This window comes from Streptomyces spectabilis, assembly GCF_008704795.1.
GTDB lineage: Bacteria > Actinomycetota > Actinomycetes > Streptomycetales > Streptomycetaceae > Streptomyces > Streptomyces spectabilis.
Window position 1 is genome coordinate 8,254,812 of record NZ_CP023690.1, and the last position, 21,750, is coordinate 8,276,561.

The 21,750-nt window shown below is 72.9% G+C and carries 2 protein-coding genes; both read left to right on the forward strand.

Going from position 1 to position 21,750, the window contains the following annotated elements; genetic code table 11:
• Positions 1-14: 14 nt before the first annotated feature.
• On the forward strand, positions 15-10,814 hold the full coding sequence (locus CP982_RS35255; protein WP_150514170.1) for a type I polyketide synthase: 10,800 nt from the start codon (positions 15-17) through the stop codon (positions 10,812-10,814).
• Positions 10,815-10,850: 36 nt separating this feature from the next.
• Positions 10,851-21,743 (forward strand): type I polyketide synthase, encoded by a 10,893-nt coding sequence (locus CP982_RS35260; protein ID WP_150514171.1) that lies wholly within the window; start codon positions 10,851-10,853, stop codon positions 21,741-21,743.
• The last annotated feature ends 7 nt before the right edge of the window (positions 21,744-21,750 follow it).

A 21,750-nucleotide genomic window follows, 5' to 3' on the forward strand; every position in this document is an offset into this window, starting at 1 on the left:
CCGGAAGGATGGCTATGCCGGCGCCAGACGAGCAGGTCGTTGAGGCACTGCGTGCCTCGCTGAAGGAGAACGCCCGGCTTCAGCAGGAGAACAGCACACTCGTCGCGGCCGCCGCGGAGCCCGTCGCGATCGTCTCCATGGCCTGCCGCTACGCCGGTGGCATCCGCGGCCCGGAGGACTTCTGGCGCGTGGTGTCCGAAGGCGCCGACGTCTACGGCGCCTTCCCCGACGACCGGGGCTGGGACGTCGAGGGCCTCTACCACCCCGATCCCGACAACCCCGGTACGACGTACGTACGGGAAGGCGCCTTCCTCCACGACGCGGCACGGTTCGACGCCGGGTTCTTCGGCATCTCGCCGCGCGAGGCCCTCGCCATGGACCCGCAGCAGCGGCAGCTCCTCGAAGTGTCCTGGGAGACCTTCGAACGCGCCGGGATCGACCCCCACTCGATGCGCGGCGCCGACGTCGGCGTGTTCGCGGGGATCGTGCACCAGGACTACGCCCCTGACCTCAGCGGCTTCGAGGGGTTCCTCAGCCTGGAGCGCGCCCTGGGCACCGCGGGCGGCGTCGCCTCCGGGCGCGTCGCGTACACCCTGGGGCTCGAAGGCCCCGCGGTGACCGTCGACACCATGTGCTCCTCGTCGCTCGTGGCGATCCATCTGGCCGCGCAGGCGCTGCGCAGGGGCGAGTGCGCGATGGCGCTCGCGGGCGGCTCGACGGTGATGGCGACGCCGGGCGGCTTCGTCGGCTTCGCGCGGCAGCGGGCGCTCGCCTTCGACGGCCGCTGCAAGTCCTACGCCGCAGGCGCCGACGGCTCCGGCTGGGCCGAGGGCGTGGGCGTGGTGCTCCTGGAGCGCCTGTCGGTGGCGCGCGAGCGCGGCCACCAGGTCCTCGCTGTCATCCGGGGCAGCGCCGTCAACCAGGACGGTGCCTCCAACGGCCTCACCGCCCCCAACGGCCCCGCGCAGCAGCGGGTGATCCGCAAGGCCCTCGCCGGAGCGGGCCTCGCCCCGGCCGACGTGGACGCCGTGGAGGGCCACGGCACGGGCACGGTCCTCGGCGATCCGATCGAGGCCCAGGCGCTGATGGCCACGTACGGGCAGGGCCGGGACCCGCGGCGACCGCTGTGGCTCGGCTCGGTGAAGTCCGTCATCGGCCATACACAGGCGGCGTCCGGCGTGGCCGGTGTGATCAAGATGGTCCAGGCGCTGCGGCACGGCGTGCTCCCGGCGACCCTCCACGTGGACGCGCCCACCCCGCAGGTGGACTGGTCGGCGGGCGCGGTCGAACTGCTCACCGAAGCCAGGGACTGGGCGCGGAACGGCCGTCCGCGCCGGGCCGGGATCTCCGCGTTCGGCGCCAGCGGCACGAACGCCCATCTGATCCTGGAGGAGGCGCCCGAGGCTCCGGCCGCGGCGGAGCCGGAGCCTTCCGGTGTGGTGCCGCTGGTGGTCTCGGCGGGCACCACGGCCTCGCTCGCGGCCCAGGCCGAACGCCTCGCCTCGCACCTGGAGTCGGGCCCCGACGGAGCGTCGCTCCCCGCGGTCGCCGGGACCCTCGCCACGGGCCGGGCCGTCCTCGGCGAACGCGCGGTCGTGGTGGCGGGCACGGCCGACGAGGCGCTGACCGGCCTTCGGGCCCTGGCGCGCGGCGAGCACACGACCGGTCTGGTGACCGGGGCGGGCACGCCCGGCAAGGTCGTGTGGGTGTTCCCCGGGCAGGGCTCGCAGTGGGTCGGCATGGGCCGCGAACTCCTCGACTCCTCACCGGTGTTCGCCCAGCGCGTCGAGGAGTGCGCTGCTGCCCTGGAGCGGTGGGTGGACTGGTCCCTCGTCGACGTACTACGAGGTGACGCCGAGCCCGAGTTCCTTGAGCGAGTGGACGTGGTGCAGCCCGCGAGTTTCGCGGTGATGGTGGGTCTGGCGGCGGTCTGGGCATCGGTCGGGGTCGAACCGGACGCGGTGCTCGGCCACTCCCAGGGCGAGATCGCGGCCGCGTGCGTGGCGGGCGCCCTGTCCCTTGCGGACGCGGCCCGGGTGGTGGCCTTGCGCAGTCAGGCCATCGCGGCGCGCCTCGCCGGGCGCGGCGGCATGGCATCGGTCGCGCTGAGTGAGAGCGAGGCGGCCGGACGTCTGGCGCCCTGGTCGGACCGGGTCGGGATCGCGGCTGTCAACGGGCCCTCCTCCGTCGTGGTCGCGGGCGACGCCCAAGCCCTGGACGAGGCGCTGGAGGCGCTGGACGACCAGGGCGTCCGCATCCGGCGCGTCGCCGTGGACTACGCCTCGCACACCCGCCACGTCGAGGACGTCCGCGACACCCTCGCCGAGGTCCTTGCCGGGATCACCGCGCAGGCACCGACGGTGCCGTTCCACTCCACCGTGACCGGTGGCCGGGTGGAGGACGCCGGGGCCCTGGACGGCGCGTACTGGTACCGCAACCTGCGCGAGCCCGTGCGGTTCGGCCCGGCCGTCGCCGACCTGCTCGGCCAGGGGCACACGGTGTTCGTCGAGATCAGCGCCCACCCCGTACTGGTCCAGCCGATCACCGAGGCCGTCGACGCCGCCGACGCCGACGTGGTGGTGACCGGAACCCTGCGGCGCGAGGACGGCGGCCCCCGGCGCCTCCTCACCTCGATGGCCGAGCTGTTCGTCCGCGGCACCCCGCTGGACTGGGCCGGGACGCTGCCCACGGGAGCCACCTCGCGGCGCGTCGACCTGCCGACGTACGCCTTCGACCACCAGCACTACTGGATCCGGATGGGCGCCTCCGCCACGGACTCCGCGGCGCTGGGCCTCGCCGGAGCCGACCACCCGCTCCTCGGCGCGGTCGTACCGCTCCCGCAGTCCGACGGACTGGTCTTCACCTCACGCCTCTCGCTGCGCTCGCACCCCTGGCTCGCCGACCACGCCATCGGCGGCGTGGTCCTCGTCCCCGGCACGGTGTACGTCGACCTTGCCGTGCGCGCGGGCGACGAGTTCGGCCACGGCCTCCTGGAGGAACTCGTCATCGAGGCGCCGCTGGTGCTGCCCGACAGCGGCGGGGTGCGGCTCCAGGTCGCGGTCAGCGGTCCGGGCGCGACGGGTTCGCGGACCGTGGACGTGTACTCCCGGCGCGAGGACGACGACGCCTGGACGCGGCACGCCACCGGCCTCCTGGCGGCCTCGCCCGCGGTGCCCGGACCCGGGCGCGAGTTCGACTTCACGGCCTGGCCGCCGCCCGGCGCGGAGCCGGTCCCGGTGACGGACTTCTACGCCGACCTGGTCGAGCGCGGCTACGCGTACGGGCCGGCGTTCCAGGGCCTGCGCGCCGTGTGGCGGCGCGGCGACGAGGTCTTCGCCGAGGCCGCGCTGTCCGAGGACCAGCGGGAGGAGGCAGGCGGGTTCGGCATCCACCCGGCGCTCCTCGACGCGGCCCTCCACACGAACGCCTTCGCCCGCCCCGACGACGACCGCAAGGTGCTGCCGTTCGCGTGGAACGGGCTGCTGCTGCACGCCGTGGGCGCCTCCGCGCTGCGTGTGCGCGTGGCCCCGTGCGGCCCCGACGCGCTGTCGTTCCACGCCGCCGACGACACCGGCGGCATGGTCCTCACGATGGACTCCCTGGTGTCGCTGCCGGTCTCCGTCGACCAGCTGGACGCGGCGGCGGACAGGAGCCGGGACGACGCACTGTTCGGCGTGGAGTGGACCGAGCTGCCCCTGGTGCGGGGGGACGCGCCGACCTGGGCGCCGGTGGCCACCGCCGACGACGTGACGGCCCTCGCTGGCAGCGCGACCGCCCCGCCCGTGGCCGTCCTGGAGGCTTTCGGCGGCGACGGTGAGAACCGTGAGGCCACGGCGCTCGCCCTGACCTCCCGGGTCCTGGGAGTGGTGCAGGCGTGGCTTGCCGGGGTGACCTCCGACGAGTCGCGGCTGGTGGTGGTGACCCGGGGTGCGGTGCCTGCGGGCGGCGGTGCGGTGACCGACCCGGCGGGTGCGGCGGTGTGGGGTCTGGTGCGTGCCGCGCAGGCGGAGAACCCGGACCGGTTCCTCCTCCTGGACACCGACCCCGCGACGGACGGACCTTTGACTCCCGCTGTCGGCGCGACCCTTGTCAGCGACGAGCCGCAGGTCGCGGTGCGTGGGGGGACCCTCTCCGTGCCCAGGCTCGCTCGTGTCTCTGTTGGGGTGGCGGGGGCGGGGAACGTATTCGGTGCTGGAAAGAGCGTTCTACTTACTGGTGGAACAGGTTCCCTGGGGGGCCTGGTGGCCCGCCATCTGGTCGTGCGGCACGGTGTACGGCATCTGGTGCTTGCCAGTCGCCGGGGTGCGGATGCCGAGGGTGTTGCCGGGCTGGTGGCCGAACTCGCCGAGCAGGGTGCGACGGTGTCGGTGGTGGCGTGTGACGTCTCCGACCGCGAGCAGGTCCGGTCCCTGCTGGCATCGGTCCCGGGCGAGCACAGCCTGAGCGGGATCGTGCACCTGGCCGGAGTGCTCGACGACGGAGTGATCGGAACCCTGACCCCGGAGCGCCTCGCCGGAGTGTTCGCGCCGAAGGTGGACGCGGTGCGCCATCTCGACGAGCTGACCCGTGAACTGGGCATGGAACTCGACGCGTTCGTCGTGTTCTCGTCCGCCGCCGCGCTCATGGGGTCGGCGGGGCAGGGCAACTACGCCGCCGCGAACGCGTACCTCGACGGGCTCATGTCCGCCCGCCGGGCCGCGGGCCTGCCCGGCATCTCACTGGCCTGGGGCCTGTGGGAGCAGGCCGCGGGCATGACCGCGCACCTCAGCAGCGTCGACCAGGCGCGCATGAGCCGCGGCGGCGTCCTCGCGATGACCCCGGCCGAGGGCCTGGCCGCCTTCGACGTCGGCCTGCACACGGGCCAGGCGCTCCTCGTGCCGATCAAGCTGGACCTGCGCACGCTGTGGACCCAGGCGGCGGCGGGCGGCGGGGTGCCGCACCTGCTGCGTGGCCTCGTCCGCGCGGGCCGACGCGTGGCGCGGGCCGCGGCCGGGGACAGTGGCGGCCTGGCCCGCCGCCTCGCCGGGCTGCCCCGGGCCGAGCAGGAGGACCTTCTGCTGTCCCTCGTCCAGGGCGAGGCGGGCGGGGTGCTCGGTTTCAGCGGCCCCGAACTGTCCCAGGGCACAAGGGGGTTCAGCGACATCGGGTTCGACTCCCTGACCGCGGTCGAGCTGCGGAACCGGCTGAGCGCGGCGACCGGCGTGAAACTGCCCGCCACCCTGATCTTCGACTACCCGACCCCCGTGGCGCTCGCCCGCCATCTGCGCGAGGAGCTGAGTGAGACGGCGGACGGCGCCACCCCCTCTGCCGCGCCCGTCGTCGTGGATCCTGATGAGCCGATTGCGATCGTGGGGATGGCGTGCCGTCTGCCGGGCGGGGTGACGGACCCGGAGGGTTTGTGGCGGTTGGTGCGTGAGGGCCGTGAGGGTATGTCGGGCTTTCCTGAGGACCGGGGCTGGGACTTGGAGGGCCTGTTCGACTCGGACCCTGACAACGCCGGTACGTCGTACGCCAGTCAGGGCGGCTTCCTCCAGGAGGCGGGGCTCTTCGACGCCGGGTTCTTCGGCATCTCACCGCGTGAAGCCCTCGCCATGGACCCCCAGCAGCGGCTGCTCCTCGAAGCCTCCTGGGAGGCCCTGGAGCGGGCCGGAATCGACCCGACCGCGACACGCGGCGGAGACATCGGCGTCTTCTCCGGCGTCTCCATCCACGACTACCTGGAATCCCTCAGCAACATGCCCGCCGAGCTCGAAGGCTTCGTCACCACCGCCACGGCGGGCAGTGTCGCGTCGGGCCGGGTGTCGTACGCCTTCGGTTTCGAGGGTCCCGCGGTGACGGTGGACACGGCGTGCTCGTCGTCCCTGGTGGCGATCCATCTGGCCGCGCAGGCGCTGAGGCAGGGGGAGTGCTCGATGGCCCTTGCCGGGGGCGTCGCCGTGATGGGATCCCCGATCGGCGTCCTCGGCATGTCGCGGCAGCGCGGCCTCGCCGCCGACGGCCGGTGCAAGGCGTACGCGGACGGCGCGGACGGCACGGTGCTGTCCGAGGGCGTGGGACTCGTGGTCCTTGAGCGCCTCTCGGTGGCGCGCGAGCGCGGGCACCGCGTCCTCGCGGTCATCCGGGGCAGCGCGGTGAACCAGGACGGTGCCTCGAACGGTCTCACTGCCCCGAACGGGCCCTCGCAGCAGCGCGTGATCCGCAAGGCGCTGGCCAACGCGGGCCTCTCGTCGTCCGACGTGGACGTGGTGGAGGGCCACGGCACCGGAACCACCCTGGGCGATCCGATCGAGACCCAGGCGCTCCTGGCGACGTACGGGCAGGGGCGGGACCCCGAACAGCCGCTGTGGCTGGGCTCGTTGAAGTCGAACGTCGGACACACGCAGGCCGCTGCCGGTGTGTCCAGCGTGATCAAGATGGTGCAGGCGCTACGCCACGAGGTCATGCCACCCACGCTGCACGCCCAGGAGCCCACCCACCAGGTGGACTGGTCGGCGGGTGCGGTGGAGCTGTTGACCGAGGGCCGGGCGTGGCCGCGTGGCGGGCGTGCGCGGCGGGTGGGGGTGTCGTCGTTCGGGATCAGTGGGACGAATGCGCATCTGATTCTGGAGGAGGGGCTTGAGGAGCCGGTGGTGGAGGGGCCGGTGTGGGTGGGTGTGGTGCCGTTGGTGGTGTCGGCGCGTAGTGCGGGTTCGTTGGCGGGTCAGGCTGGTCGGCTTGTGTCGTATGTGGAGTCGGGTGCTGGTGGTGTCTCGTTGGCGGGGGCGTTGGTGTCGGGGCGGGCGGTTCTTGGTGAGCGTGCGGTGGTGGTGGCCGACTCGTCTGCGGAGGCTCTGGCCGGGCTGCGGGCGTTGGCCCGGGGCGAGGACGCGGCTGGGGTGGTGTCCGGCAGGGCTGCGGCTTCTGGCGTGCCGGGCAAGGTGGTGTGGGTGTTCCCCGGGCAGGGCTCGCAGTGGGTCGGCATGGGCCGTGAACTCCTCGACTCCTCACCGGTGTTTGCCCAGCGCGTCGGGGAGTGTGCCACCGCCCTGGAGCGGTGGGTGGACTGGTCCCTCGTCGACGTACTACGAGGTGACGCCGAGCCCGAGTTCCTTGAGCGGGTGGACGTGGTGCAGCCCGCGAGTTTCGCGGTGATGGTGGGGTTGGCGGCGGTCTGGGCGTCCGTGGGAGTGAAGCCGGATGCGGTGCTCGGTCACTCGCAGGGGGAGATCGCGGCCGCGTGCGTGGCGGGTGCGCTGTCGCTTGAGGACGCGGCCCGAGTGGTGGCGTTGCGGAGCCGCGCCATTGCTGCGGAGCTGGCCGGGCGTGGGGGCATGGCGTCCGTTGCTTTGAGCGCGGGTGAGGCAGCCGCGCGGCTTGAGAGGTGGGCGGATCGGGTCGAGGTCGCGGCCGTCAACGGGCCGTCGTCCGTGGTGGTCGCGGGCGATGCCGAGGCCTTGGACGAGGTTCTACAGGTGTTCGCTGAGGACGGGGTGAGGGTGCGGCGGGTGGCGGTGGACTACGCCTCGCACACCCGTCACGTGGAGGACATCCAAGGCCTCCTCGCGGAGGCGTTGGCTGGGATTGTCGCCCAGGCGCCGAGGGTGCCGTTCTATTCGACCGTGACCGGTGGCTGGGTGGAGGGCGCCGGGGTCCTGAACGGCGAGTATTGGTATCGCAATCTGCGTGGTCAGGTGGGCTTCGGCCCGGCCGTGGCCGAGCTGCTCGCGCAGGGGCACGGGGTGTTCGTGGAGGTCAGCGCCCACCCCGTCCTGGTCCAGCCGGTGACCGAGGCTGTGGACGAGAGCGGTGTCGACGCCGTCGTGACCGGGTCGCTGCGCCGGGATGAAGGGGGCCTGCGGCGGCTGCTGACCTCGATGGCCGAGCTGTTCGTGCGGGGTGTGGCCGTGGACTGGGAGGCCGTGCTGCCCGCTGGGGCAGGGGCCGGGTCGGCGCGCCCGGAGCTGCCGACGTACGCCTTCGACCACCAGCACTACTGGCTCAAGCCAGCCGCGCAAGCCACTGACGCGGCCTCTCTGGGGCAGGCGACGGCGGATCACCCGTTGCTGGGTGCGGTGGTGCGGCTGCCGCAGTCCGACGGCCTGGTCTTCACCTCACGTCTGTCGTTGCGGACGCATGCCTGGCTGGCCGACCATGCGGTGAGTGGAGTCGTACTGGTCCCGGGTACCGCCCTCGTGGAGCTGGCGGTGCGGGCCGGTGACGAGGCCGGGTGCGGGGCGCTGGACAACCTCGTGATCGGGACGCCGTTGGTGGTGCCCGAGCGTGGTGGGGTCCGGGTGCAGGTCGCGGTGGGCGGACCGGGGGAGAACGGTGCGCGCACGGTGGAGGTGTACTCCCAGCGCGAGGAAGCCGAGGACGAGGCTGACGCGGACGTGTGGACGCGGCACGCCACCGGCCTCCTGTCGGCGGCCGACCGGCCCGGTGACAGCGGCACACGCTTCGACTTCACGGCCTGGCCGCCGCCCGGTGCCGACCCGGTCGGGATCGGGGAGTTCTACGCCGACCTCGCCGAGCGGGGCTACGCGTACGGTCCGGCGTTCCGGGGCCTGCGGGCGGTGTGGCGGCGCGGCGACGAGGTGTTCGCAGAGGTCGCGCTGCCGGAAGAGCAGCACAAGGAAGCGGGTGGCTTCGGCATTCATCCCGCCCTCCTCGACGCGGCCCTGCACGCGGGGGAGTCGGGCGCCGCGGCCGAGGACGGCAAGGCGCCGCGGCAACCGCTCGACTGGGGCGGCTTCGTGCTGCACGCCGCGGGCGCATCGGCGCTGCGGGTTCGGCTGGTGCCCGGCGGGCCCGACGCCATGGCGTTGGAGGCGGCGGACGAAGCAGGCGGCCTGGTGGTGACGGCGGACTCACTGACGTGGCGGGAGGTGTCCGTCGACGGGCTGGGGGCGGCGGACACGCTGGTGGCCCACTCGCTGTTCGGCGTCGAGTGGACCGAGTTGCCTCCGGTGCAGGGGGTTGGTTCGGCTCTGTCGTGGATGCCGGTGGTTGCTGCTGATGAGGTGGCGGTGTTGGTGGAGGAGGTGGCGGAGGGCGCGGGTGTGCCGTCGGCGGCGGTGTTGGAGGCCGTCGGGGGTGAGGGTGAGGGTGCGGTGCTTGCGTTGTCCTCGCAGGTGTTGGGGGTGGTGCAGGCGTGGTTGGCCGGGGTGGGGCTTGAGGAGTCGCGGCTGGTGGTGGTGACCCGGGGTGCGGTGCCTGCGGGTGAGGGCGCGGTGGTGGCGGATCCGGCGGCGGCCGCGGTGTGGGGTCTGGTGCGGGCCGCGCAGTCGGAGAATCCGGACCGGATCGTCCTGCTGGACCTCGACCCGACTGCTGCCGGTGTCGAGGTGGGTTCCGTACTGGATTCGGTGCTGGGCGCGGTCCTCGCCACCGACGAGCCCCAGATCGCGGTGCGCGGAGCGGCCTTCTCGGCCCCCCGGCTCGTCCGCGTACCGGCTCAAGTACCGGACAGTCAGGCGGTGTTCACGTCGGAGGGAACCGTCCTCATCACCGGCGGCACCGGGTCGCTCGGTGGTCTCGTGGCCCGGCACCTGGTCACCCGGTACGGCGTACGGCGGCTGCTCCTCGCCAGCCGACGGGGTCAGAGCGCCGAGGGTGCGACGGAGCTGGTGGCCGAGCTGACCGGTCTTGGCGCGACGGTGTCGGTCGTCGCGTGTGACGTCTCCGACCGCGACCAGGTGAAGGCGCTTCTGGCGACCGTGCCGGACGACCACGACCACCGGCTCACCGGCATCGTGCACACGGCGGGCGTGCTGGACGCCGGTGTCATCGGGGCGCTGACTCCGGAGCGGCTTGAGCGGGTGTTCGCGCCGAAGGCGGAGGCGGCGCGGCACCTCGACGGGCTGACCCGTGAACTGGGCCTGGATCTGGACGCGTTCGTCGTCTACTCGTCCGTGTCCGGTGTCTTCATGGGTGCGGGCAGCGGCAGCTACGCGGCCGCCAACGCCTTCCTGGACGGCCTGATGGCCAACCGGCGGGCGGCAGGACTGCACGGCCTGTCGCTGGCCTGGGGCCTGTGGGCGCAGACCAGCGGCATGGCCGCCAACACCGACGACCTCACCAGGAACCGGATGAACCGCCGGGGCGGACTGCAGGCGATGGCGCTGAAGGAGGGCATGGAGCTGTTCGACGCCGCCGTGGGGTCCCGGGAGTCCTTGCTGGTGCCGGCCAGGCTCGACCTGCGCGGCGTACGGGCCGACGCGGCGGCCGGCGGCGGGGTGCCGCACATGTTGCGGGGCCTCGTACGCGCCGGTCGGCAGTCAGCGCAGGCGGCGGACGGTGGTGACAAGCGGCGCCGCCTTGCCGACCGGCTCACCGGACTGGCACCGGGGGAACAGGAAGAACTGCTCCTCGACCTGGTCCGGGGGAGGGCCGCGATCGTGCTCGGCCACGCCGGGCCGTCGGGTGTGCGGGCGGACTTGGCGTTCAACGAGGTCGGGTTCGACTCGCTCACGGCGGTGGAGTTGCGCAACCGGCTGCGCGAGGCGACCGGCCTGAAGCTGCCCGCCACGCTGATCTTCGACCATCCGAACCCGCTGGCCCTCGCCCGCCACCTCCACCGTGAACTGCTCCCGGACGACGGCGCGAGCGGCCAGGAGCTGGACGAGGCGCGGCTGCGGCGCGCGCTCGCGTCCCTCCCACTGGCCCGCTTCCGCGCGGCCGGACTGATGGACGCCCTGGTCGAGCTGGCCGCACTCGGCGACGGAGACGGCGAACCGGACACCGGCGCGTCCGACGAGGCCTACGAAGCCGAGGAGAAGCGGGCGATCGCCGAGCTGGACGTCGACGATCTCGTGCACCTGGCGCTCGGCGACTGAAGACCTTCGAAACCGCTGGCTGATTGGGGAACTCAAGTGAGCGCGTCGTATGAAACAGTCGTCCAGGCGCTACGGAAGTCGCTGGAGGAAGTCGGCTCGCTGAAGCAGCAGAACCGCCGTCTCCGCGACGCCTCCCGCGAGCCGGTGGCGATCGTGGGGATGGCGTGCCGGTTGCCGGGCGGAGTGGCGGGCCCGGAGGATCTGTGGCGGCTGGTGTCCGAGGGCCGGGACGCGGTGTCGGGCTTCCCCGAGGACCGGGGCTGGGGCCTGGAGGGCCTCTTCGACACGGAGCCCGAGAGCGCGGGTACGTCGTACACGCGGCGGGGAGGTTTCCTGCATGAGGCGGGCCTCTTCGACGCCGGGTTCTTCGGCATCTCGCCGCGTGAGGCCCTCGCCATGGACCCGCAGCAGCGGCTGCTGCTCGAAACCTCCTGGGAGGCGCTGGAGGCGGCCGGGATCGACCCGGGTTCGGTGAAGGGCGCCGATGTCGGGGTGTTCTCCGGGGTGTTCACACAGGGGTACGTCGCCCCGGGAGCCAGTGTGGTGACGCCGGAGGTGGAAGGCTTCGCGGGCACCGGCGGCTCGACGAGTGTGGCGTCGGGCCGGGTGTCGTATGTGCTCGGTTTCGAGGGTCCTGCGGTGACGGTGGACACGGCGTGTTCGTCGTCGCTTGTGGCGATGCACCTGGCGGCGCAGGCGCTGCGGCAGGGTGAGTGCTCGATGGCCCTGGCCGGTGGTGCGACGGTGATGGCGACGCCCGGCGCCTTCGTGGAGTTCTCCCGGCAGCGGGGTCTGGCGCCTGACGGGCGGTGCAAGGCGTTCTCGTCGTCGGCCGACGGCACGGGCTGGGCCGAGGGTGTGGGTGTGGTGGTCCTGGAGCGTCTATCGGTGGCGCGGGAGCGTGGTCACCGGGTCCTGGCCGTGCTGCGGGGCAGCGCGGTGAACCAGGACGGCGCCTCCAACGGCCTGACCGCCCCGAACGGCCCCGCGCAACAGCGGGTGATCCGCGGAGCCCTGGCGAACGCGGGCCTCTCCCCGGCCGATGTGGACGCGGTGGAGGGACACGGGACCGGCACGACCTTGGGTGACCCGATCGAGGCGCAGGCGCTGCTCGCGACGTACGGGCGCAACCGTGAACCGGAACAGCCCTTGTGGCTCGGCTCGTTGAAGTCCAACATCGGTCACGCTCAGGCGGCCGCCGGTGTGGCCGGTGTGATCAAGATGGTCCTGGCGCTGCGGCACGGGCTCCTCCCGGCGACCCTGCATGTGGCCGAGCCTACGGGCGAGGTGGACTGGTCCGAGGGCGCGGTGGAGCTGCTGACCGAGGCGCGGGAGTGGCCGCGCGTCGGGCGCCCGCGCCGCGCCGGGGTGTCCGCCTTCGGCATGAGCGGGACGAACGCGCATCTGATTCTGGAGGAGGCGCCCGAGGGGCCGGTGTCGGAGGGGCCGGTTTCGGTGGGCGTGGTGCCGCTGATGGTGTCGGCGCGGAGCCGGGCATCGCTGGCGGGCCAGGCGGAGCGGCTGGCTGCGCGTCTGGAGTCCGACGGCGACGACGGGGTGTCGCTGGCCTCGGTCGCCGGGGCGTTGGTGTCGGGGCGGGCGGTTCTTGGTGAGCGTGCGGTGGTGGTGGCCGACTCGTCTGCGGAGGCTCTGGCCGGGCTGCGGGCGTTGGCCCGGGGGGAGGGTGATCCGCATTTGGTGTCCGGCAGTGCTGTTTCGGGTGGGCTGGGCAAGGTGGTGTGGGTGTTCCCGGGGCAGGGTTCGCAGTGGGTGGGGATGGGGCGTGAACTGCTCGACTGCTCAGAGGTGTTCGCTGAGCGGGTGGGGGAGTGTGCTGCTGCCCTGGGGCGGTGGGTGGATTGGTCGCTGGTGGATGTATTGCGGGGTGAGGTCGAGCCCGGCCTGTTGGAGCGGGTGGATGTGGTGCAGCCCGCGAGTTTCGCGGTGATGGTGGGGTTGGCGGCGGTGTGGGCGTCCGTGGGAGTGAAGCCGGATGCGGTGCTCGGTCACTCGCAGGGGGAGATCGCGGCCGCTTGTGTGGCCGGTGCGTTGTCCCTTGAGGACGCGGCTCGGGTGGTGGCCTTGCGCAGCCAGGCCATCGCGGCGCGGCTCGCTGGACGTGGGGGCATGGCGTCGGTGGCGCTGAGCGAGGGCGAGGCGGCCGGTCGTCTGGAGGCCTGGTCGGACCGGGTTGAGGTCGCGGCCGTCAACGGGCCGTCGTCCGTGGTGATCGCGGGCGATGCCGAGGCCCTGGACGAGGTGCTCCAGGTGCTCTCCGATGACGGGGTGAGGGTGCGGCGCGTGGCGGTGGACTACGCCTCCCACACCCGCCACGTGGAGGACATCCGCGACACCCTCGCCGAAGCCCTGGCCGAGGTGAGTGCGAAAGCTCCGGCGGTGCCGTTCTACTCGACTGCCACGGGTAGTTGGGTGGAGGACGCCGGGGTCTTGGGCGGCGAGTATTGGTACCGCAACCTTCGGGGTCAGGTGGGCTTCGGGCCGGCCGTGGCCGAGCTGCTCGCGCGGGGCCATGGTGTGTTCGTGGAGGTCAGCGCCCACCCCGTCCTGGTCCAGCCGGTGACCGAGGCTGTGGACGAGAGCGGTGTCGACGCCGTCGTGACCGGGTCGCTGCGCCGCGACGAAGGGGGCCTGCGGCGACTGCTGACCTCCATGGCCGAGCTGTTCGTACGGGGCGTGGCCGTGGACTGGGCGGCCGTGCTGCCTGCTGGGGCAGGGGCCGGGTCGGCGCGCCCGGAGTTGCCGACGTACGCCTTCGACCACCAGCACTACTGGCTCAAGCCGGCCGCGCAAGCCACTGACGCGGCCTCTCTGGGGCAGGCGACGGCGGATCACCCGTTGCTGGGTGCGGTGGTGCGGCTGCCGCAGTCCGACGGCCTGGTCTTCACCTCACGTCTGTCGTTGCGGACGCATGCCTGGCTGGTCGACCACCGAGTGGGCGATGCGGTGCTCGTACCGGGCACCGGTCTGGTGGAGCTGGCGGTGCGGGCCGGTGACGAAGCCGGGTGCGGGGTTCTCGAAGAGCTGGTGGTCGAGGCGCCGCTGGTGGTGCCCGAGCACGGTGGTGTGCGGGTGCAGGTGTCGCTGGGAGGCCCGGGGGAGAACGGTGCGCGCACGGTAGAGGTGTACTCCCAGCGCGAGGACACCAGCGACGAGGCTGACGTATGGACGCGACACGCCACCGGCCTCCTCTCGGCAGAGGCACGGCCGGGTGGCAACGGCGGCGTCGACTTCACCGTCTGGCCGCCGCGCGGCGCGCAACCGGTCGAGGTGGGGGGCTTCTACGAAGCGCTGGCCGAGCGAGGCTATGGCTATGGCCCGGCGTTCCAGGGTGTGCGGGCGGTGTGGCGGCGTGGCGATGAGGTGTTCGCGGAGGTTGGGCTGGCGGAGGAGCAGCGTAAGGAGGCGGGTCGGTACGGCATTCACCCCGCGCTCCTGGACGCGGCGCTTCAGGCGGGCACGATCGGCGCGGCGGCGGATCCGACGGGGGAGGTCTCTGGGGAGCCGGTGTTGGCCTTCGCGTGGAACGGCCTGGTGCTGCATGCGGCCGGTGCTTCGGCGCTGCGGGTGCGTGTCGTGCCCAGTGGGCCGGACGCGCTGTCGGTCGAGGCGGCGGACGAGACCGGTGGCCTGGTCGTGACGATGGACTCGCTGGTGTCCCGTCCGGTGTCCACGGAGCAGTTGGGGGCGGCGACGGACACCACGGTCACCCAATCGCTGTTCCAGCTGGAGTGGGCCGAGTTGCCGTCGCCGCAAGTGCTGGAGCCGACCCCGCTGTGGGTGCCGGTGGCCACCGCGGAGGAGGTGGTGGCCCTGGCCGGAAGCGCCGACGTCCCGGCGGTTGGGGTCCTGGAGGTTGTCGGAGGCGATGAGGAGGACGCGGTACTGGCCCTCACCTCCCAGGTGCTGGCGGTATTGCAGGCGTGGTTGGCGGAGGCGGCTCTTGAGGAGTCGCGGTTGGTGGTGGTGACGCGGGGTGCGGTGCCTGCGGGCGGTGGAGCGGTGACCGACCCGGCGGGAGCGGCGGTGTGGGGTCTGGTGCGGGCCGCGCAGTCCGAGAACCCGGACCGGATCGTCCTGCTGGACACCGACCCCACAGAGGACGGTGCTCCGGGCGCGGTCCTGGGCGCGGTCCTGGCCAGCGGCGAGCCCCAGATCGCCGTGCGCGGGGCGACCCTCTCCGTGCCCCGGCTCGGCCGTGTCGCCGGTCATGTCACGGACGGTCCCGCGGTGTTCGGGCCGGAGGGTACCGTCCTGGTCTCGGGCGCCGGATCGTTGGGCGCGCTGGTGGCCCGCCATCTCGTCACCCGGCACGGGGTGCGCAGCCTGGTGCTCGCCAGTCGGCGTGGCGTGGACGCGGACGGCGTGCCGGAGTTGGTGGCCGAGCTGACCGGGCTGGGCGCGACGGTGTCGGTCGTCGCGTGTGACGTCTCCGACCGCGAGCAGGTGAAGGCTCTGGTGGAGTCCGTACCGGAGGGGCACGAGCACCGGTTGACGGGTGTCGTCCACACGGCGGGCGTTTTCGACGACGGGCTGATCGCGGCGCTGTCCCGGGAGCGGCTGAAAGGGGTGTTCGCGCCGAAGGTGGAGGCGGTGCGGCACCTCGACGAGCTGACGCGCGACCTGGACCTCGACGCGTTCATCGTGTTCTCGTCCGTGGCGGGCCTGTCCGGCGGCGCGGGCCAGGGCAGCTACGCGGCGGCCAACGCCTTCCTGGACGGCCTGATGGCCAGCCGCCGGGCTGCGGGCCTGCCCGGCCTGTCGCTGGCGTGGGGCCTGTGGGAGGAGAGCCTCGGCATGGCCGGGCACCTCAGCAGCGTCGACAGGGCGCGGGCGAGCCGCGGTGGCGTGCAGGCGATCGCGGCGGCCGAGGGCATGGCGCTGTTCGACGCCGCCGCGGGGTCCGGGCAGTCGCTGCTGGTGCCCGTCAAACTGGACCTGCGTGGACTGCGCGCCGACACGGCGAACGGCGGGGTGGTGCCCCCTCTGCTGCGCGGCCTCGTACGAGCGGGCCGTCACCTCGCGCGGGCGGCGGACACCAGCGACGAGCACCGGCGACTGTCCGCCCGCATCGCCGGGCTCGCGGCGGCCGAACAGGAGGCCTTCCTCCTGGAGCTGGTCCGCACCGAGGCCGCGGTCGTGCTCGGGCACACCGGGCCGGGGGGCGTACAGACGGAGATCGCGTTCAGGGACGCGGGGTTCGACTCGCTCACGGCGGTGGAGCTGCGCAACCGGCTGCGCGAGGCCACCGGCCTGAAGCTGCCCGCCACGCTCGTCTTCGACCACCCGACCCCACTCGCCCTGGCCCGCCATCTGCGCGACGCACTCGGCGACGTGTCACCCGAGTCCGCACCCCCGACCGCCGTGGTGGCCGACACGGGTGAGCCGATCGCGATCGTGTCGATGGCGTGCCGGTATCCGGGTGGTGTGTCGTCGCCGGACGAGCTGTGGAGGCTGGTGGCCGACGGCGTCGACGCGGTCTCCGACTTCCCGGACGACCGGGGCTGGGATCTGGAGGGGCTGTTCGACCCGGATCCCGACCATGCCGGTACGTCGTACACGAGGCAGGGCGGTTTCCTGCGCGGGGCAGGTCTCTTCGACGCCGGGTTCTTCGGCATCTCACCGCGTGAGGCCCTCGCCATGGATCCGCAGCAGCGGCTGCTCCTGGAGACCTCGTGGGAGGCCCTGGAAGCGGCCGGGATCGACCCGGGCTCGCTGAAGGGCACCGACGTCGGGGTCTTCACCGGTGTGGCGAGTCAGGGCTACGGCACCGGAGTGATCGCCCCGGAAGTGGAAGGCTTCGCGGGCACGGGGCTCGCGGGCAGCGTCGCGTCGGGCCGGGTGTCGTACGCCTTCGGCTTCGAAGGCCCGGCCGTGTCGGTCGACACCGCGTGCTCGTCCTCGCTCGTGGCGATGCACCTGGCCGCACAGGCGCTGCGGCAGGGCGAGTGCTCGATGGCTCTGGCCGGTGGCGCCATGGTGATGGCCACGCCCGGAGCCTTCATGGCCTTCTCCCGGCAGCGCGGCCTGGCCGACGACGGCCGGTGCAAGGCGTTCGCGGACGGCGCCGACGGCATGGGGCTCGCGGAGGGGGTCGGCGTCGTACTCCTTGAGCGCCTGTCGATGGCACGCGAGCGCGGGCACCGGATCCTGGCCGTACTGCGGGGCAGCGCGGTGAACCAGGACGGTGCCTCCAACGGCCTGACCGCCCCCAACGGCCCCGCGCAGCAGCGAGTGATCCGCCGGGCCCTGGACACGGCGCGACTCACCCCCGCGGACGTGGACGTCGTGGAGGGCCACGGCACCGGGACGGCCTTGGGTGACCCGATCGAGGCGCAGGCGCTGCTCGCGACGTACGGGCAGGGCCGGGACCCGGAACAGCCGCTGTGGCTCGGCTCGTTGAAGTCCAACATCGGGCACACCCAGGCCGCCGCCGGCGTGGCCAGCGTCATCAAGATGGTGCAGGCACTGCGCCACGGTGTCCTGCCGCCCACGCTGCACGCACAGGCTCCCACGACGGAAGTGGACTGGTCGGTGGGTGCGGTGGAGCTGTTGACGGAGGCGCGGGAGTGGCCGCGCGGTGGGCGTGTGCGGCGGGCGGGTGTGTCGTCGTTCGGTGTGAGTGGGACGAATGTGCATCTGATTCTGGAGGAGGCGCCTGAGGAGTCGGCCGTTGAGGAGTCGGTCGTTAGGGAGTCGCTGCCGGTGGGTGTGGTGCCGTTGGTGGTGTCGGCGCGCAGTGCCGTTTCGCTGGCGGGTCAGGCCGGTCGGCTCGCGTCGTACGTGGAGTCCGGTGCCGGTGGCGTCACGCTGGCGGGTGTTGCCGGGGCGTTGGTGTCGGGGCGTGGGGTGTTCGGCGAGCGTGCGGTGGTGGTGGCCGGATCGGACGAGGAGGCACTGGCCGGGCTGACGGCGTTGGCGCGGGGTGCGAGTGACCTGAACCTGGTGTCAGGAAGCGGGGGTTCGAGCGCACCCGGCAAGGTGGTGTGGGTGTTCCCGGGGCAGGGTTCGCAGTGGGTGGGGATGGGCCGTGAGCTGCTCGATTCTTCGCTGGTGTTCGCTGAGCGGGTGGGGGAGTGCGCGGCCGCCTTGGCGCGGTGGGTGGACTGGGACCTCGTCGACGTACTCCGGGGTGAGGTCGAGCCGGAGTTCCTTGAGCGGGTGGATGTGGTGCAGCCCGCGAGTTTCGCGGTGATGGTGGGGTTGGCGGCGGTGTGGGCATCCATGGGAGTGATCCCGGATGCGGTACTGGGCCATTCACAGGGGGAGATCGCGGCCGCGTGTGTGGCCGGTGCGCTGTCGCTTGAGGATGCGGCGCGGGTGGTGGCGTTGCGGAGCCAGGCCATCGCGGCGCGGCTCGCTGGACGTGGGGGCATGGCGTCGGTGGCGCTGAGTGAGGAGGAGGTGGCCGGGCGTCTTGGGCCCTGGTCGGGTCGGGTTGAGGTCGCGGCCGTCAATGGTCCGTCTTCCGTGGTGGTCGCGGGCGACGCCGAGGCTCTGGACGAGGTTCTACAGGTGCTCGCTGAGGACGGGGTGCGGGTGCGGCGCGTGGCCGTGGACTACGCCTCCCACACTCGCCACGTCGAGGACATCCGCGACACCCTCGCCGAAGCCCTGGCCGGGGTGAGTGCGAAAGCCCCGGTGGTGCCGTTCTACTCGACTGTCACGGGCAGTTGGGTGGAGGACGCCGGGGTGCTGGACGCCCGGTACTGGTATCGGAATCTGCGGGGCCAGGTGCGGTTCGGCCCGGCGGTGGCTGATCTGCTCGCGCAGGGCTACGGGGTGTTCGTGGAGGTCAGCGCCCACCCCGTCCTGGTCCAGCCGATCACCGAGATCGTCGACGACGCCGACAGTGCGGCGGTGGTGACCGGGTCGCTGCGGCGCGACGAAGGGGGCCTGCGGCGGCTGCTGACCTCGATGGCGGAGCTGTTCGTGCGGGGCGTGGCCGTGGACTGGTCCGCGATCGTGCCCGCGGGGACCGGATCAGAGTTTGCGGCGCTGCCCACGTACGCCTTCGACCACCAGCACTACTGGCTCAAGCCGGGTGAGTCGGCATCCGACGCGGCCTCGCTGGGGCAGACGGCGGCGGATCACCCGCTCCTTGGCGCGGTGGTGCGGCTGCCGCAGTCGGACGGCCTGGTCTTCACCTCACGGTTGTCTCTGCGGACGCAGCCCTGGCTCGCCGACCATGCGATCGGGGGTGTGGTGATCCTGCCGGGCACGGGACTCGTGGAGCTGGCGGTGCGAGCCGGTGACGAGACCGGGTGCGGGGTTCTGGAAGAGCTGGTGATCGAGGCACCGCTGGTGGTGCCCGAGCACGGCGGCGTACGGGTGCAGGTCGCGGTGGGCGGACCCGGCGAGACCGGCGCGCGGACGGTGGAGGTGTACTCCCAGCGCGAGGACGACGGCGGCGCCGACACATGGACGCGGCACGCCACCGGCTCGCTGTCGGCCACGGCCCGGTCGGACGCCGCTGGCACCGGCACCGGCTTTGACTTCGCCGCCTGGCCGCCGCCGGGAGCGCAGCCCGTCGACATCGGGGACCTCTACGGCGGCCTGGTCGAGCACGGCTACGGCTACGGTCCGGCGTTCCAGGGTGTGCGGGCGGTGTGGCGGCGTGGCGATGAGGTGTTCGCGGAGGTTGGGCTGGCGGAGGAGCAGCGTAAGGAGGCGGGCCGGTACGGCATTCACCCCGCGCTCCTGGACGCGGCCCTTCAAGCCGGGACCTTCGGCGCTGCGGCGGCCCCGACGGCGGAGGCCTCTGGAGAGCCGGTGTTGGCCTTCGCGTGGAACGGCCTGGTGCTGCATGCGGCCGGTGCCTCGGCGCTGCGGGTGCGTGTCGTGCCCAGTGGGCCGGACGCGCTGTCGGTCGAGGCGGCGGACGAGACCGGTGGCCTGGTCGTGACGATGGACTCGCTGGTGTCCCGTCCGGTGTCGACGGAGCAGTTGGGGGCATCGACGGAAGCCACGGTCGCCAACTCGCTCTTCCATGTGGAGTGGACCGAGTTGCCTCCGGTGCAGGGGGTTGGTTCGGCTCTGTCGTGGATGCCGGTGGTTGCTGCTGATGAGGTGGCGGTGTTGGTGGAGGAGGTGGCGGAGGGTGCGGTTGTGCCGTCGGCGGCGGTGTTGGAGGCCTTCGGTAGTGACCGACAGGACGCGGTGTTTGCCTTGTCTTCGGGTGTGTTGGGGGTGGTGCAGGCGTGGTTGGCCGGGGTGACCTCCGAGGAGTCGCGGCTGGTGGTGGTGACCCGGGGTGCGGTGCCTGCGGGCGGTGGAGCGGTGACCGACCCGGCGGGTGCGGCGGTGTGGGGTCTGGTGCGGGCCGCGCAGTCGGAGAATCCGGACCGGATCGTCTTGCTGGACCTTGACCCGACTGCTGCCGGTGTCGAGGTGGGTTCCGTACTGGATTCGGTGCTGGGCGCGGTGCTCGCCACCGACGAGCCCCAGATCGCCCTCCGCGGCACCACCCTGTCCGTGCCTCGGCTCGCCCGCGCGACGGATCAAGCGCCGGACGAGGCGGCGGTGTTCGGGCCGGAGGGTACCGTCCTGGTCTCGGGTGGCGGGTCGTTGGGCGCGCTGGTGGCCCGCCATCTCGTCACCCGGCACGGGGTGCGCAGCCTGGTGCTTGCCAGTCGGCGGGGTGTGGAAGCGGACGGCGTACCGGAGTTGGTGGCCGAGCTGACCGAGCGGGGCGCGGCGGTGTCGGCGGTGGCGTGCGACGTGTCCGACCGTGACCAGGTGAGGGACCTGCTGGCGGCCGTGCCGGGCGATCGTGAGCGTCGGCTGACGGGTGTCGTCCACACGGCGGGTGTGTTCGATGCCGGTGTGGTCGGGGCGTTGACTCCGGAGCGGCTGAAGGGGGTGTTCGCGCCGAAGGTGGAGGCGGTGCGGCATCTCGACGAGCTGACGCGCGGCCTGGATCTGAAGGCGTTCGTCGTCTATTCGTCGGCGTCGTCCGTGTTCATGGGGGCGGGCAGTGGTGGTTACGCGGCGGCGAACGCGTTCCTGGACGGGCTGATGGCGCACCGGCGGGCGGCGGGTCTGCCCGGCCTCTCGCTGGCCTGGGGCCCGTGGGAGCAGACCACCGGCATGGCGGACACCATCGACGACCTCACCAGGACTCGGATGAGCCGACGTGAGGGACGCGGGGGAGTCCTGGCGCTCAAGTCCGGTGAGGGCATGGAGCTGTTCGACGCCGCTGTGGCGTCCGGGCGGCCGCTGCTGGTCCCGGTCAAGCTGGACTTGCGGGAGGCGCGTGCGGACGCGGCGGCCGGGGGCGGGACGCCGCCCCTGCTGCGCGGCCTCGTCCGCGCGTCCCGGCAACCGGCGCGGGCGTCGGCAGGCGCCGACGGCGATCGCCAGCGGCTGTCCGACCGTCTGACCGGGCTGCCCGCGGCGGAGCGTACGAAGTTCCTGCTGGACCTCGTACGCACTCAGGCCGCGGTCGTGCTCGGGCACACCGGCCCGGGGAGCGTACGGGCGGACACGGCGTTCAACGAAGCCGGGTTCGACTCGCTCACGGCGGTGGAGCTGCGCAACCGGCTGCGCGGGGCGACCGGTCTGAAGCTGCCCGCCACCCTGGTCTTCGACCACCCGACCCCGCTCGCCCTGGCGGCCTACCTGCTCGACGAACTCGCTGTCGGCGGCGCGTCCCCCGCCGACCCGGTCCTTGCCGGGCTCGCCGGACTGGAGGCGGCCATCGAGACGGCGGCGGGCGACGCGGAGGCCCGCGACCGGATCACCGTACGCCTGCGGGAACTCCTGAAGGCGGCAGAGGCGGCAGAGGCGGCGGAGGTGACCGAAGTGGCGGGACGCCGGAACGAGGCACCGGACTCCGTGGACGGCGCCGACGACGATCTCGAAACCGCGAGCGACGAGGAGCTGTTCGCGATCTTCGACCGGCTCGACTGAACAGGGC